The sequence below is a fragment of the Pseudomonas sp. RIT-PI-q genome, from assembly GCF_001297125.1.
In the GTDB taxonomy this organism is placed as follows: domain Bacteria; phylum Pseudomonadota; class Gammaproteobacteria; order Pseudomonadales; family Pseudomonadaceae; genus Aquipseudomonas.
In genome coordinates this window covers 212,317-226,770 of sequence record NZ_LHPC01000021.1, presented here as the reverse complement: position 1 = coordinate 226,770, position 14,454 = coordinate 212,317, and the positions used below count along the sequence as shown (strand labels likewise).

Sequence of the window (14,454 nt, the reverse complement as noted above, 5' to 3'; positions counted from 1 at the left end):
GCGCTTGTCCTACAAAACATGGCAGCGATTCCTCTTCCATTGCTTGTATAGGCTTTAGCATGGCTATCAGTGTTTTCGATCTCTTCAAAGTCGGCATCGGTCCGTCCAGTTCCCACACCGTCGGCCCAATGCGCGCCGCCGCGACCTTCGCCCAGGCCCTTATCGATCAAGGTTTACTGGATGACGTACGGCGGGTAGAAATCCGCCTCTACGGCTCCCTTTCCGCCACCGGCGTCGGCCATGCCACCGACCGTGCCTGCGTCATGGGGCTGATGGGTGAATGGCCCGACAGCATCGACCCGACCTGCATCGAAACCCGGATTCAAACCCTGCGCGAAACCGGCGAACTGAACCTGGCAGGTAAATCGACCATTGCCTTCAACTGGCAACGCGATCTCCTGCTGCTCGACGAGAGTTTGCCCTACCATCCCAACGCCATGTCCCTGACAGCCTTTGGCGAAACCGGTGAACTGTCGGAGCAAACGTACTACTCGATCGGTGGCGGTTTCATCATCGAAGCAGAGGAAGCCGCGTCCGGCATCGCGCCCACCAGCGACGTAGTGCTGCCGTACGATTTCTCCAGCGCCGCCGAACTACTTAAGCTCTGCAATCAGCATGGCTTGCGGGTTTCCGAGTTGATGATGGCCAACGAACTGGCCTGGCGCAGCGAAGCCGATATCCGTCAGGGTTTGCTGCACATCTGGTCGGTGATGCGTGAGTGCGTCGAGCAAGGTTTGCGTCACGAAGGCATCCTGCCCGGCGGTCTGAATGTTCCGCGTCGCGCGGCGAAATTGCACCGCAGCCTGTTGGAAATCGGCAAGCCGAATGTCATCACTTCGACGCTGTCAGCCATGGAGTGGGTGAACCTGTTCGCCCTCGCCGTGAACGAAGAAAACGCTGCCGGCGGCCGAATGGTCACGGCCCCCACCAATGGCGCGGCGGGGATCATTCCGGCGGTGCTGCACTACTACATGAAATTCAACCCGGACGCGTCGGACGATGACGTGGTGAATTTCTTTCTGGGCGCTGCAGCCGTCGGCATTCTCTGTAAGAAAAACGCGTCGATCTCCGGCGCCGAAGTCGGCTGCCAGGGCGAAGTCGGTTCCGCCTGCGCGATGGCCGCCGCCGGTCTGGCGGACATACTCGGCGCCACCCCGGAGCAACTGGAAAACGCCGCCGAAATCGGCCTGGAACACAACCTCGGCCTGACCTGCGATCCGGTCGGCGGGCTGGTGCAAGTGCCGTGCATCGAGCGCAACGCGATTGCCGCCGTGAAGGCGATCAACGCCACGCAAATGGCCCTGCGCGGCGACGGCAAGCACTTCATTTCCCTGGACCGGGTGAGCCGCACCATGCGCGATACCGGCGCCGACATGCCCGACAAATACAAAGAGACTTCACGGGGCGGCCTGGCGGTGAGCTGGGTGGAATGCTGACCGGTTAAGTTGCACGCGGTTGTTTATTGCCCTGAAACGGGCAGGCAAAAAGCAGCCGGACTGTAGGAGCGAGCTTGCTCGCGATGGACCTGAGGGTGACGCGTTTATCCAGCAAACACGGGTTATCGTTGACGTCCATCGCGAGCAAGCTCGCTCCTACAGGGGCACTCTTTTTTCCGGCATGCCCCTTGCTACATCCCCTTTGTACAAAAAACAAACGCGATGATGGCGATATGGCTACGGAATGGCCGATGGTCTGGTGTTGCGAACTAATCCCGATCATGGCCAGTCAATTACTGCACGTTCAATCAGGCGGTGACGCATCATGGACAACCCTTTTCAGATCATTACCGATGCCTTTGCACCGGATTACCAGATCAACCTGAGCATTCAGGGGCTCGATGGCAGCATCATGCTGACCCTGTCCAACAGCGGCCACGTCGTCGCCAAACGGATGATCAGCGCCGATCAACGCAATGACCCCCAACGCCTCAAGCGCCTGGTGCAAAGCATTCAGTTCGGCATCGCCATCGAACAGGGCCACAGCGCCGTGGCTATCCTCGAAGCCATGACCGACGGCGACAATCGTAACCTGCCGCCGCCACAAGCCAAGCGCCACAGCCGTCCGGCCATGCGGCTTTAAATCTCGCCCTTCTCCACTTCGGGATGCTCACCGGAACCCGCACCAATCTTGCGCTGCGGGTGTTCGATCTTCACCGAAGGGAATTGCGACGACGCGTAACGCACCACCAGGATTGCAAACGCCAACAGCAGAATCCCACCGCACAGGTAGATGATCCCCAGGTCTGGCGGGTTGTGGTGCGAAACGTTGGAGATCAGCAGCCGCGTCAGCGCGGTGATCGCTACGTAGATCAGAAAACGCACCGGCATGTGATTGGTCTTGAAGTAAATCCCGACCATCGCCCCCAGTTCCAGGTAGATGAACAGCAGCAAGATGTCATCGATCTTGATGTGCCCTTCCTCGATCATCTGCAAAAATTCCATTACCGCAGCCCACGCGGTCACCGCACCGATGGCAAACAGCGCCAGGTAATGGAAGGTCTCGACGAACAGGTTGCCCAGGGACTCGGCCAGTTGGTGCACGTTCTGCCGCAGGTTCTCGGCCCAGTTTATTTTCACGATGATTCTTCCTTAGGTCGGCTCGACCGGATGATGCGGGTTGGACGTGACGGTTGTTCTGCATGCAGAAAAAAGGCCAGGGGTTGTGAGTTGAGATGGCGATTGGCTGTTACTGGACACTTTTGTGGTGTTTGTACTGGCGCAATCGCGGGCAAGCCCGCTCCCACAAGTTCAGCGCTAAACCTGTGGGAGCGGGCTTGCCCGCGATTGCGGCCGACACGGTTCGCCTGACAAACGTCAAAATCGGTCTACATTGAAAAGCCACTACCCAAACCGAAGGGATTCGCTTATCCTTTTCGCTGTATATAAATACAGTAGTCGAATAGACAACTTAATGTGAAGGCATGTGAGGTGGTGAATGGCCGTCGAAGTGGTATACCGCAGCAGCCGAGATCTGGAGCGCTTGTTCATGGATAAAGCCGAAGCTGACCGTCATGACAAAATGCTCGAACTGGCCGAATTGCTGGCTGAAGTGTTGCAAAAAGCCGTTCCGTCCCTGACCGAGCAGCAAGTGGAAGAAGCCGGGATCTACATGGCGAAGAATCGCGATGTGTTCGCCAAGGCGTTCAAGAGCCAGCCGGACGCCCTGTCCGAACTGCTCAATGCCCCGGTTGAAGTCGTTGAAAAAGCAGCCCCCGTAGAAGTGGCTGCACCTGTTGAAGTGGCAAGCGCGGAGCCGACCAAGCCAGCCAAGGCTGCCAAAACAGCAAAGTAAGCAATGCCCGAATTGAATAGGCCCTGAGTCAAATGGCTCAGGGCCTTTTTCATGCCCGCAGGAAACTGGATGTCGGGTTGCTCCAGCGCCTCGACCAGCGCCCTCCGCTATTTCATCGGTACAGCACTCTCTCCGCCAATTCATCCGCCACACGCGCAGGCGAGCGTTTTTCCGCTTGGGCATGGGCGAAGACTTCGGTCAGCCGTGAGCTGATTTTCGACAGGTGCGCGGTAATGGTCGTCAGCGCTTCGCCACGGTGTTTGAGCGAGACGTAGATCAGCCCGCCGGCGTTGATCACGTAATCCGGTGCATACAGAATGCCCCGCCGTTCCAGTTGATCGGCGACCTCCAGATGGGTCAGCTGGTTGTTCGCCGAACCGGCCACCGCCGCGCAGCGCAACTGCGTGACGCTGTGGCTGTTGAGCACGCCACCCAGGCCGCAGGGCGCGAGAATGTCGCAGGGCGTGCTGAGCAGCGCATCGTTGGCGATCGGATGCGCGCCGAGTTGCTCCATCGCCAGTTGCACTTTGCCGTGATCGATGTCGCTGACCAGCAGCTCGGCACCGGCGGCGTGCAGCTGTTCTGCCAGGGCAAAACCGACGTTGCCCAAACCTTGAATGGCCACTCGCAAACCTTCAAGGTTATCGCTGCCCAGTCGGGCGATGGCGGTGGCACGAATGCCGGTGAACACGCCCATCGCCGCGTGGGGTGCAGGGTCGCCCGCTGACGTGGTGCTGGTGACGTGTTGAGTTTGCTGGGCGATGCAATCCATGTCCGCCACCGATGTGCCGCTGTCGATTGCGGTGATGTAGCGGCCGTCGAGCTGATTGATACAGCGCCCGAAGGCTTCGAACAGCGCGGCGCGATTTTCCACATGGACCGGACGCACAATCACGGCCACGCCGCCGCCCTGGGCCAGGCCGGCCAGCGCCGCCTTGTAGCTCATGCCTTGGGCGAGGCGCACAGCGTCCTCGACGGCGGATTCGTCGCTGGGGTAGGCAAGGTAACGACAACCACCCAGGGCAGGCCCCAGACGGCTGTTATGGATGGCAATGACCGCCTTCAACCCGGTGACCGGATCGACGCTCAGATGCAGCGATTCAAGGCGAGTGCTTTGCATGAGAGCGAACATCGTGGGGCTCCCGAATCACTTCTTGTAGTCGCCAGTATAGGCTTGCGCCCAAAATTTGCTGAAGCGCACCGGAATAAGCGACGCCGCCATGCAGGCTTTCGGAAATAACCCGCACCGGCCTGTGTGCGGCACTGGACGAATGCCGGAGACGGGGCTAAAACGAGGCATTGCCCGGAGATTTTGATGACCCCCCGCCAACGCTTTTTCGACTGCCTGCAACGTTCACCGCCCGCGCTGTTCGAGGCCGCGCTGTGGATGGCTGCCGAACACGATAAAGAGGTGAATCCCGAGGCGGTGCTCACAGACTTCAAGGACCTGCAACAGCGGGTCAGTTCTGGCTTGCCGATGTTGCCGGTGAGCGAACTGGCCCAACCGTTGTTACGGCGCCTGAATGATCTGGGCTTCGCCCAGGACGATTTCACGCCATTGCGCCCGCAAGTGGCGTTGGTCAACAAAGTGCTGGAACGCCGGCGCGGCCAACCGCTTGCCTTGGGGCTGATTGCTCTGGAGCTGGCAAAAGGTCTGGAAATCCCCATGGTCGGGGTCAACTTCCCCGGGCATTTCCTGCTGCGGGTTCCGGGTGCCGATCACCTGCTCGACCCTTGCGGCGGCCGTCGTCTGTACCCCAACGATTGCCGCGAATTGCTGCAACGCCAGTACGGTCCGAACATGAAGCTCAGCGCCGAACATTTGCTCACCGCCGAACCGGTGCAGATGTTGCAACGGCTGTCACGCAACCTGCGCCAGTTGCACCTTTCCCACGACGATTACATCGGCGCCCTGATCGACGCCGAGCGTGTGCTGGAACTGGGCAACGCCAGTGCTGCCGATTACCTGGCCCGGGCCAGTCTCTATCAACGGCTGGACTGCCCGAACGCCGAGCGCTTCGACCTGGAGCATGCACTGTTGCTCAGCGACGACCCGATCCAGCGGATTCGCCTGACTGAACGGTTGGGGCATTTGCCGCCCAATTCCATCGTCCACTGATCCCGCCTTTTGTAGGAGCGAGGCTTGCCCGCGAAAGCGATCTGTCCGTCACATCGATGCTGGATGTACCACCGTCTTCGCGGGCAAGCCTCGCTCCTACAAGGGCGGTGGGTTGACCGTGAATCTGGTGTGCGGCATCGGCCGATTGTGGGAGCGAGCCTGCTCGCGAAAGCGGTGTGTCAGTCAGCATCGATGTTGACTGGCAGATTGCATTCGCGGGCAAGACCGCTCCCACATTTCGTTCGGTGTGAGTTTTTTTAGGGGGTGTCTGGCTGGTTGGTCGGGTGGGCCTTGATGAAGGCTGGGTGTTTGGCCGCCAGTGTCGCGACCCGGCGAATCCTCGGGTACGCGTCGAGGGAAATGTTAAATCGCTCCGCCGCGTATAACTGCGGGATCAGGTACAGGTCCGCCAACCCTGGCACTGGACCAAAGCAGTAACCCTCATCACCAATCAACCGTTCCACCGTCGCCAACCCTTGGCTGATCCAGTGGCCGATCCACTCCACCACCTGCGGTTCGTCGTGGCCCAACTGGCGCAGTTTGTTCAGCACGCTGACGTTGTGCAGCGGGTGCACATCGCAACCGATCAGCGCCGCGACACCGCGCTCACGGGCGCGCGCGACGAGGTCCCTGGACAGCAGCGGCACCTGTGGATAACGCTCCTCCAGGTACTCGATGATCGCTGGCGACTGGATCAGCAGGTCGCCTTCGTCGGTCCGCAAGGCCGGCACCCGGCCTTGCGGATTGATGCCCAGATACGCCGGCTGCCGGTGCTCGCCACCTGGCGGCGCGATCAGGTTGACCGGCAGCGCCTGGTAGTCCAGCCCCTTGAGCGCCAGCGCGATACGTACCCGATAGGACGATGTCGAACGGTAGTAGGTATAGAGTTCCATGACCCGATCTCCTTAGCGCGCTGGCAGCACTTTGCCGCGGCATTCGCCGAAACCGATAGAGGCAAAACCCTCACGGCTACAACGGGCGCGCAGGATAATTTCGTCGCCGTCCTCAAGGAACTTGCGCACTTCACCGGACGCCAGTTCGATCGGCCTTTTACCGCCCTCGGTGATTTCCAGCAGGCTGCCGAACTGACCGTTTTCAGGTCCCGACAGCGTGCCTGAACCGAACAGGTCGCCGGCCTGCAACTGGCAGCCGTTGACGCTGTGGTGCGCGACCATTTGCGCCACGGTCCAGTACATGTGTTTGGTATTGCTGAGGGTCAGGCGATGAGCCGGGAGTTTTTGCTCGCGCAGGCCTTCGGTGAGCAGCAGCACTTCCAGTTCGATGTCGAAGGCGCCCGCGGCCTGATCGCGTTTGTCGAACAAGTACGGCAGCGGCTGCGGATCGCCTTCCGGGCGCGCAGGCTGGGCACCACGGAACGGCTCCAGCGCCTCGGCGGTCACCACCCACGGCGAGATGCTGGTGATGAAACTCTTGGACAGGAACGGCCCCAGTGGCTGGTATTCCCAAGCCTGGATATCGCGTGCCGACCAGTCGTTGAGCAGGCAGAAGCCGGCAATGTGATCGGCCGCGTCGCCAATGGCGATCGAGTCGCCCATGTCGTTGCCCTGGCCGATCCAGATGCCCAGTTCCAGCTCGTAATCCAGACGCGCGCACGGACCAAACGTCGGCTCGGTCTGACCGGCTGGCAAAGTCTGGCCTTTAGGGCGGCGCACGTCGGTGCCGGACGGGCGAATGGTCGAGGCACGACCGTGATAACCGATCGGCACGTACTTGTAGTTCGGCAGCAGCGGGGTGTCTGGGCGGAACAATTTGCCGACGTTTTGTGCGTGCTCGATGCCGACGTAGAAGTCGGTGTAGTCGTTGATTTTCGCCGGCAGGTGCATCTCGCAGTTTGCCGCCAGTGGCAGCAACTTCGAACCTTGTGCCTCGATCTTGCCGTGCAGGGTACTGCCTTCTTTCAGCAGCTCCAGCAGACGTTCGCGCAACGCAACTCGCGCTTCGCGCCCCAACTCAAAAAAAGCATTCAGCTGGCCGCCACGGGTGGCGTCGACTGCAGTTTTCGCGATGCCGTCGAACAGACCCGCATCCAGTGCCGCTTCCAGATCAAAGATGTGTTCGCCGATGGCCACACCGCTGCGAGGCGCGGAGCCCTTCACGCTGAACACGCCCAAGGGCAGGTTTTGCAGCGGGAAATCAGCGTGGCCGTTGGCGGAGGCAACCCAGCTACGAGTGATGGTTGTCTGAGTCATGGGTTATCTCCGGGTCGGGTCGAAAGTGGCGGGCAGCGTGGCCCAGCAGGCATCGTAGTTGGTTTGCAGTTGCGGGCAGTCTAGGGCGAATCGACTCGGGCGCAGCACCTGGCTGGTCTCGAACATGAAAGCCATGGTGTTGTCGATTTTCGCCGGCGCCAGTTCGGCGTTGATCGCCTTGGTGCAGGTCTCGCCGTCCGGGCCGTGGGCGCTCATGCAACTGTGCAAGGACGCGCCGCCGGGCACAAAACCTTCGGCCTTGGCGTCGTACTCGCCCTTGATCAGGCCCATGAATTCGTTCATCAGGTTGCGGTGGAACCACGGTGGACGGAAGGTTTTTTCGGCAACCATCCAGCGCGGCGGGAAAATCACGAAGTCGAGATTGGCCAGACCGTGGACGCTGGTCGGCGAGGTCAGGACGGTGAAAATCGACGGATCCGGGTGATCGAAACTCACCGTGCCGATGGTGTTGAAACGGCGCAGGTCATATTTGTACGGCACGTTATTACCGTGCCAGGCGACCACGTTCAGCGGCGAATGATCGAGCTCGCAGCCCCACAACTGACCGAGGAATTTCTGCACCAGCGTGGTCGGTTGCTTGAGGTGTTCGTAATGGGCGACCGGGGTCAGAAAATCCCGCGCATTCGCCAGGCCATTGCTACCGATGGGCCCGAGATCCGGCAGACGCAGCGGCGCGCCATGGTTCTCGGCAAGGTAGCCGCGCGCTTGTGGGTCGAGCAGTTCAACGCGGAACTTCAGACCGCGCGGCAGCACGGCGATTTCCAGCGGTTCCAGTTCCAGCACACCCAACTCGGTGGCGATACGCAGACGCCCCAGTTGCGGCACCAACAGTAATTCGCCATCGGCATTGAAGAACACGCGCTCCATGGAGCGGTTGGCGCGGTAGCTGTAGATGCTGATCCCGGCCGGTTTTTCCGGGCCCGAGTTGGCGGCCATGCTCACCAGGCCGTCGATGAAATCGGTCGGCTCGCTCGGGATGTCCAACGGGTTCCAGCGCAGTCGATTGGGAGTCACTTCACCCAATGGACCACCGGCCAGTTGCCGATCCAGTTTGGCGAACGCCGGGTGATTGGCCGACGGCTGAATGCGGTACATCCAGGTGCGCCGCGCTTCACTGCGGGCCATGGTGAACGCGGTGCCGGAGAACAATTCGGTGTAGAGACCGTACGGGGCTTTTTGCGGGGAGTTCTGGCCGACAGGCAGTGCGCCGGGCAACGCTTCGCTGCTGAATTCATTGCCGAAGCCGGACTGATAAGCCAGCGCGGGCGCCGTTGAATCGAGGTTCATGGAGCCTCCTGAACAGGGAACAGGCAATGGCCTGTCACTCCGTCGAAGAGCTCTCGGCACGCCCGGGTTATTTTTATCGTAATTCGATTACGCATAACGTAATTTGATTGGTATTGACCGTCAAGCTATAAAGACGCCCATTCGTCCCGGGATCACACCGCCTCCATGGAAAAGCCGCTCAGCAACGGTAAACAGAAAGTCCGCTCGGCCGAGGTCGGCACCGACATTCTCAAGGCCTTGGCCGAGTTGTCGCCCTCGACATCGCTGTCGCGTCTGGCCGAACACGTGCAAATGCCGGCGAGCAAGGTTCATCGCTATTTGCAGGCCTTGATCGCCAGCGGCTTTGCCGAGCAGAACACCGCCACCAACCATTACGGCCTGGGCCGCGAAGCCCTGCGCGTGGGCCTGGCCGCACTCAACAGTATGGACGTGCTGAAAGTCGCCGCCCTGCCCTTGGCCGAGTTGCGCGATGACTTGAACGAGACCTGCTTTTTGGCGGTCTGGGGTAATCAGGGCGCGACCGTGGTGCATATCGAACCGGCAATACGTGCGGTGACGGTAGTGACACAATTGGGCTCGGTGTTGCCGTTGCTCAGTTCATCCACTGGCCTGGTGTTCGGCGCGTACCTGCCCAAGCGTGAAACCGTCGACTTGCGCGAGCAGGAACTGCAAGCCGCGAGCGCCCATGCCCTGGCGGACGACCAGACTTATGCGGCGTTGTGCGAACAGATCCGCGAGCGCGGCCTGCATCATGTGCATGGTTTGTTGATGCCGGGCGTGGATGCATTGTCGGCGCCTGTGTTTAACGCAGTCGGCAAAGTCGCCGCGGTACTGACAGTGGTTGGGCCGACGTCGCTGTTTCATGCCGATGAAAACGGCCCCGCCGCCCAACGCCTGTTATCCGCCACCCGCGCCGTTAGTTGGCGAATGGGGTTTGAACCTGCGGCTCCAACATCATAAAAAAAAACGGTTGTGCATCAACATACGTTGCACAACCGCTTTTTATTAAATCACCGATTCAGCCAAAAAAATCTTTGCCATATCGGCGCCCAGTCCATTCACTTCGTCAAACTCCAGACCTTTGAATCGATACTGCGAATCGAACGTATAGGCTTCGGAAAACAGCCCCAACTGCTCGCCTTCGAAATACGGTACTTCGCCGTCCTGTAACTTCAGGAAAAAAGCCCACACCAGTGTTTGGGAATAGGTGACCAATGGGTCCTCAGGGGTGTTAACGCCGTTGATGTAGACGTTATCGACATCAATTCCGCGACCGCCGACTTTCGCATGCAGAATGGCACGCACGCGTTCGATATTCAGATCTTCCATGATTTAAAACTCCATAACTAATAGTTGATAGCGACTGACGTCAGGCGCTGATTGGCATATTAACGGCAATCACAACTAATGCACGCGACAGTCTGTTTGCATTAGTTACCGTTATTCGCTGCCCAACTATCAGGCTTGCAATATAAGCCCCAACTTCTTCGCTGTAGCCACGGCTTGTGTTCGACGCTCGACACCCAACTTGCTATGTATGCGTCGCGCATGGGTTTTTACTGTATGCAATGAAATAAACAACTGCTCGGCAATCTGCTGATTCGAGCTGCCTTGGGCGATCAGGCCCAGCACCTCCAGCTCTCGCCCACTCAGCGGGTTGGACTCCAGCGCCTCCGGGTGCAATTGCCCCTCTTCACCGAGGCGACACAGCAGACTCGGCTGGCGCAGGCGCACTTCGCGCAACGCTTGCTGCAAGTTGCAGCGGTTCACCAATTCCAGGCCTGCCTCCAGTGCCGATCTGGCGAGCGCGGGTTCGCCAGTGAGGTCGGCCACTTCGCTGATCGCAAGGTGCAGTTCGGTTTCCAATGCCAGAAGGGCATGGCGTTGCGCGTGATCAAGCAAGGCCTTGAGCTGATCCAGCGGATTTTTCGCCTGGTGCAGATAGGTCTCTGCCAGCACCAACAGGTACTCGATACGCGCAATCAACTCCAGTGTTGCCGGTGGCGCCTGACGCGCGTTCGGTCCACGGTAGTGACGCAGCACACGACTCAGCGCCTCGCGTGCCAGTTCCGGTCGCCCCTGCTGCAACCAGAACTGACTACTGACCTGCAGCAACACCCCACGATAGACCGTGTCGGGAATCTGCCGCTGTTGCATCAGCCGCTCGGCATCGCGCAAGCGGACGAATGCATGGGCGTAATCCCCTTGATTGGCGGCCATCTGCGCTTGTCCGAGAAAACCGTACAACGCGCGCTTGTCCTGGCTGTGCAGGCAGTCCTCGAGGCCGGACTGGAAGAACTCGCTAGCCTCCTCGTCTTGGCCCTGACACAGCGCCAATCGTCCGCGCCGCAGGGCAATTCGACCCAGCAGCGGCACAGGTCGATTGGCCTGTCGACTCAGTAACTCATGAATGTTGGCCAGCAAACTCTCGGCGCGTCGGGGCACACCGCGCTGCTCCAGTAACTGGGCGTGATCGAGTTCCAGCAGCCCTTCGAACAGCAGCGAGCCTTGCGCCCGCGCCAGGCACAGCGCCTCACGATTGATCGCCTGGGCGGCGTCGAGGTCAGCGTTGAGCAGGGCTTGCTGGGTCAACCCGGACAGGCACAGCAGCCGCGCCGGCCAGGCGTCGGTGCCGAGTTCGCGCAGCGCATCGATAAAGTGCGCGCGCGCCGCTTCCATACGCCCCTGTAAATGCAGGAGCCAGCCTTGCAGCGCCTGCCAACGTGCCAACAGCTGCCGTTGCAATGTCGCCGTCGGCTGCGGCGCGAACCGTACCAGTTGCTCGATGCACACAGCGGCCTGATCGAAGCGGCCGGCGAACAGCAGCGCAGCGGTGATCAACCCCACCAGTTGCGGCGTGCCGAGGGTCAACTCCTCACCCTGGCGCTCGTGCAGGCTCAGCAACAAGGTCACGTTCTGGCCCATGAATAAATGTTCGAAACTGAAGTGCTGCAACAGACTGACCGCGACCTCGAACTCTTCAGCCAACAACGCTTGTTCAAACGCTGCCTGCCAATCCTCCTCGGCGGCAAACCATTGGCAGGCGCGTCGATGCCAGGAACGGCCCGCCGAGCGTTGTTCGTCGCGCATCGCCTGGGCCAGTGGCACGAAGACTCGCAACCAGTTGGCAGAGTCCTCCCAGGGCTCGATGAAACACCCCATCTCCTGCAAGGCGTGCAAACCCTTTGCGCCCTCTCCGGCACCGAACAGATGCTCACACAGGCTGGCATTGAATCGCGGCAAATGGGCCAGTACCTGCCAGGCTTCAGCCAGCTCCGGTGGCAGGCCGTTGAACAGTTCATGCTGCAAGTAATCGAGCAGGGTCGCCGAGCGCCCCTGTTTTTCCTGCTCACTCGCCCACTGACAGCCGTTGAGCAACGCAAGCCGCACGCCAGCACACCAACCACCACTGCGCTGGATGATCCTTCTGGCGGTTTTCGCCGCCACGGGCTGTGCGACATGGCGGAGCACTTGCTCAATCTCGCCCTCGGTGAACGCCAGCGTTCGCCCCTCGCACTCGTACAATTCATCATCGAGCAGCAGCCGTGGCCAGTTGCATTGCGGACGTCGACGCACGCTCAACCACCAACTCAGCGCCGGGCTGCTGACCGCCAGCAAACGATCCAGCAAGGTGTCGAGTTCCGGGTTTGGGACACGGCAGTAATCATCCAGAAACAGCCAGGTCGGCACCTGCACACGGGCCAGATGCCTGAGCAGCGCCCCTTCATCCTTCGATGGCAACCCCAAGGCTTCCGCCAAGCGACCGCACAAATCGGCGCAACTCAATGCCGCCCCGGCCAATGGCAACCAGTGAACAACGCGCTGCGGCGGCGCTTGTAAAAGGCATTCGGCGAGCAACGCACTTTTGCCACTGCCGGCGGGTGCACAGAGCAGTTTCACCCGGGCGGTCGAGGCGAGCAGCGGTTCGCTCAATCGCAGGCGCGACAGGTGATGGGACGACAAGCGAGGTAAAAATCCAGGGCGGTCCAGACACAGACTCATGGCGGTCATCGGGTGTGCCTTTTTATAGTTGTGAGGCCACCCTAGCCCTCTCCGGGCGGCTTGTTGAGAAGTATTCAGCACGCTGATTGGCGCCCATAAAAAAGGCGACCCGAAGGTCGCCTCGCCCATCATCAATGTAACAAAACCCTTACCGCACGCCCTCGGCACGCAAGGCCGATGGTGTGTAGTCGGCGGCCTTGGCTTCGAAGCCGAATTCGAAACTGTGCTTCTCTTCGTTCTTCATTCCCAGGGCAATGTATCGGCCAGCGATGATGTCGTAGAGCGCTTCAAGGGTGTAGGCCTGGGCCTGGTGATCGTAGTAGTACTGAGCGTGACCTTCAGCCACTCGCCACAGCTGGCCGCGACCGTCGTAATGGTCGGCCAGCGCCACTTGCCAGCTGTCTTCGTCGAGGTACATGTGGCGTTTGGCGTAGATGTGCCGTTCGCTCGGCTTGACCGTACCGATCACTTCCCAGACCCGGTGCAATTCATAGCGGGTCAGGTCCTGGTTGATGTGCCCTGCTTTCACAATGTCATCGTACTTGAGGCTCGGCGAGTCGAGTTTGTAGCTGTTGTAGGGGATGTACATTTCCTTCTTGCCGATCAGCTTCCAGTCGTAGCGATCCGGCGCGCCGGAGAACATGTCGAAGTTGTCGGAGGTACGCAGACCGTCAGCGGCAGTACCCGGCCCGTCGTAGGCCACTTGCGGTGCACGACGTACGCGACGTTGACCGGCGTTGTAGATCCACGCCAACCGTGGTTCTTTCACTTGATCGAGGGTTTCGTGCACCAGCAGCACGTTGCCCGCCAGACGCGCCGGCGCAGTCACCGACTGCTTGAAGAAGGTCAGGACGTTGGCGGCTTTTTCCGGGTCCAGGTCCTTCATCAGTTGCGGTACGGCGATCTCTTCTTCGAAGCGGATCGGCGTGTAGCTGCCGTTGGTCTGCGGCGTCACCTGAGTGATGATGCGGCGCAGGTTGCCGCCGTGATAACGGGTGATGTGGTTCCACAGCACCTCCACACCAGTCTTCGGAATCGGGAACGCGTAGTAACGGTTGCCGGTGAAATTGGCCAGGCCGTTACCGTCGTTGATGCTGTTCACGTTCAGCGCACTGCGCTTGGCCGACTCGTAGATTTCCGCCGGCACGGCCACCGTGCGGTGAGTCGGGTAGACCGGAATCTTGTAGGTTTCCGGGTAGCGCTTGAACATCGCCACCTGGCCTTCAGAGAGCTTGTCCTTGTACTTGTCGACGTTCGCGGGAGTGATGACGAACAGCGGTTTTTCACTGGCAAACGGGTCAGCCAAAAAGCCTTTGCTGTCCACCGCGCCAGCGTTTTTCGGGATGCCGCCGGTCCAGGCCGGAATCGAGCCGTCGGCATTGCCGGCCTTCTCGGCGCCGAGTGGCGTGAGGCTGGTGCCGGGCTTGTTCGCTTCGTCCGGCGACACCGCCGCCATCACGTTGGCAGCCAGCAGGCTCAGGGCCAGGGCGCCGCATTGCAGAATCATCTTGCGCATTAAAGTCA

General features: G+C 60.2%; 12 protein-coding genes and 1 pseudogene. 5 read left to right on the top strand and 8 right to left on the bottom strand.

Features of this window, described 5'->3' with window-relative positions; genetic code table 11:
* The first annotated feature begins 59 nt into the window (after positions 1 to 59).
* Positions 60 to 1,436 carry an L-serine ammonia-lyase gene (locus AEQ67_RS07830; RefSeq protein WP_059403310.1) on the top strand — a complete coding sequence of 459 codons (1,377 nt, stop codon included), beginning with the start codon at positions 60 to 62 and terminating at the stop codon, positions 1,434 to 1,436.
* Between the two features lie 325 nt (positions 1,437 to 1,761).
* Positions 1,762 to 2,079, top strand: a complete 318-nt coding sequence (locus AEQ67_RS07825) for a DUF3509 domain-containing protein (RefSeq protein ID WP_059403309.1) — start codon at positions 1,762 to 1,764, stop codon at positions 2,077 to 2,079.
* Here the strand turns inward: AEQ67_RS07825 and AEQ67_RS07820 are convergent.
* Positions 2,076 to 2,576 carry a phosphate-starvation-inducible protein PsiE gene (locus tag AEQ67_RS07820; protein ID WP_059403308.1) on the bottom strand — a complete coding sequence of 167 codons (501 nt, stop codon included), beginning with the start codon at positions 2,574 to 2,576 and terminating at the stop codon, positions 2,076 to 2,078. The genes AEQ67_RS07825 and AEQ67_RS07820 overlap by 4 nt on opposite strands.
* 358 nt (positions 2,577 to 2,934) lie before the next feature.
* On the opposite strand from AEQ67_RS07820, the pseudogene AEQ67_RS07815 reads away from it, so the two are divergent.
* Positions 2,935 to 3,174 (top strand): annotated as a pseudogene (locus AEQ67_RS07815) (YebG family protein); the annotation flags it as partial.
* A gap of 229 nt (positions 3,175 to 3,403) precedes the next feature.
* On the opposite strand, the gene AEQ67_RS07810 reads toward AEQ67_RS07815, so the two are convergent.
* Positions 3,404 to 4,423 carry a Glu/Leu/Phe/Val dehydrogenase family protein gene (locus AEQ67_RS07810; protein WP_059403306.1) on the bottom strand — a complete coding sequence of 340 codons (1,020 nt, stop codon included), beginning with the start codon at positions 4,421 to 4,423 and terminating at the stop codon, positions 3,404 to 3,406.
* A gap of 183 nt (positions 4,424 to 4,606) precedes the next feature.
* Here AEQ67_RS07810 and AEQ67_RS07805 point away from each other — a divergent pair, with 183 nt between their 5' ends.
* The gene (locus tag AEQ67_RS07805; RefSeq protein WP_059403305.1) at positions 4,607 to 5,410 is read left to right on the top strand and encodes a SirB1 family protein; all 804 of its coding nucleotides are present in this window, start codon (positions 4,607 to 4,609) and stop codon (positions 5,408 to 5,410) included.
* A gap of 257 nt (positions 5,411 to 5,667) precedes the next feature.
* Here the strand turns inward: AEQ67_RS07805 and maiA are convergent, their stop codons facing one another.
* From maiA to hmgA, 3 genes are read right to left on the bottom strand one after another with little or no spacing between them, the layout of a single operon-like run.
* Entirely contained in the window at positions 5,668 to 6,303 is a 636-nt protein-coding gene (maiA, locus tag AEQ67_RS07800) for a maleylacetoacetate isomerase (protein ID WP_059403304.1), read from the bottom strand.
* 12 nt (positions 6,304 to 6,315) lie between these two features.
* Positions 6,316 to 7,620, bottom strand: coding sequence for a fumarylacetoacetase (fahA, locus tag AEQ67_RS07795; protein WP_059403303.1), 1,305 nt, complete (start codon positions 7,618 to 7,620; stop codon positions 6,316 to 6,318).
* Positions 7,621 to 7,623: 3 nt separating this feature from the next.
* Entirely contained in the window at positions 7,624 to 8,928 is a 1,305-nt protein-coding gene (gene hmgA, locus AEQ67_RS07790) for a homogentisate 1,2-dioxygenase (protein ID WP_059403302.1), read from the bottom strand.
* A gap of 165 nt (positions 8,929 to 9,093) precedes the next feature.
* On the opposite strand from hmgA, the gene AEQ67_RS07785 reads away from it, so the two are divergent.
* Complete coding sequence (locus tag AEQ67_RS07785; RefSeq protein WP_059403301.1) at positions 9,094 to 9,888, top strand: IclR family transcriptional regulator; 795 nt, start codon at positions 9,094 to 9,096, stop codon at positions 9,886 to 9,888.
* Between the two features lie 45 nt (positions 9,889 to 9,933).
* Here the strand turns inward: AEQ67_RS07785 and AEQ67_RS07780 are convergent, their stop codons facing one another.
* The 3 genes from AEQ67_RS07780 to AEQ67_RS07770 all read right to left on the bottom strand — a co-directional run bounded on the left by AEQ67_RS07780 (position 9,934) and on the right by AEQ67_RS07770 (position 14,446).
* Positions 9,934 to 10,257 (bottom strand): hypothetical protein, encoded by a 324-nt coding sequence (locus AEQ67_RS07780; protein WP_059403300.1) that lies wholly within the window; start codon positions 10,255 to 10,257, stop codon positions 9,934 to 9,936.
* Between the two features lie 129 nt (positions 10,258 to 10,386).
* Entirely contained in the window at positions 10,387 to 12,939 is a 2,553-nt protein-coding gene (locus tag AEQ67_RS07775; protein ID WP_059403299.1) for a LuxR C-terminal-related transcriptional regulator, read from the bottom strand.
* Between the two features lie 139 nt (positions 12,940 to 13,078).
* On the bottom strand, positions 13,079 to 14,446 hold the full coding sequence (locus AEQ67_RS07770) for a DUF1329 domain-containing protein (protein WP_059403298.1): 1,368 nt from the start codon (positions 14,444 to 14,446) through the stop codon (positions 13,079 to 13,081).
* Positions 14,447 to 14,454 lie beyond the last annotated feature (8 nt).

What these genes read in the sequence shown, in the direction of transcription:
- hmgA (WP_059403302.1), bottom strand. Translation starts at nt 8,928, where the DNA reads ATGAACCTCGATTCAACGGCGCCCGCGCTGGCTTATCAGTCCGGCTTC.
- fahA (WP_059403303.1), bottom strand. Translation starts at nt 7,620, where the DNA reads ATGACTCAGACAACCATCACTCGTAGCTGGGTTGCCTCCGCCAACGGC.
- AEQ67_RS07825 (WP_059403309.1), top strand. Translation starts at nt 1,762, where the DNA reads ATGGACAACCCTTTTCAGATCATTACCGATGCCTTTGCACCGGATTAC.
- AEQ67_RS07805 (WP_059403305.1), top strand. Translation starts at nt 4,607, where the DNA reads ATGACCCCCCGCCAACGCTTTTTCGACTGCCTGCAACGTTCACCGCCC.
- AEQ67_RS07770 (WP_059403298.1), bottom strand. Translation starts at nt 14,446, where the DNA reads ATGCGCAAGATGATTCTGCAATGCGGCGCCCTGGCCCTGAGCCTGCTG.
- AEQ67_RS07810 (WP_059403306.1), bottom strand. Translation starts at nt 4,423, where the DNA reads ATGTTCGCTCTCATGCAAAGCACTCGCCTTGAATCGCTGCATCTGAGC.
- AEQ67_RS07785 (WP_059403301.1), top strand. Translation starts at nt 9,094, where the DNA reads ATGGAAAAGCCGCTCAGCAACGGTAAACAGAAAGTCCGCTCGGCCGAG.
- AEQ67_RS07775 (WP_059403299.1), bottom strand. Translation starts at nt 12,939, where the DNA reads ATGACCGCCATGAGTCTGTGTCTGGACCGCCCTGGATTTTTACCTCGC.
- AEQ67_RS07830 (WP_059403310.1), top strand. Translation starts at nt 60, where the DNA reads ATGGCTATCAGTGTTTTCGATCTCTTCAAAGTCGGCATCGGTCCGTCC.
- maiA (WP_059403304.1), bottom strand. Translation starts at nt 6,303, where the DNA reads ATGGAACTCTATACCTACTACCGTTCGACATCGTCCTATCGGGTACGT.
- AEQ67_RS07780 (WP_059403300.1), bottom strand. Translation starts at nt 10,257, where the DNA reads ATGGAAGATCTGAATATCGAACGCGTGCGTGCCATTCTGCATGCGAAA.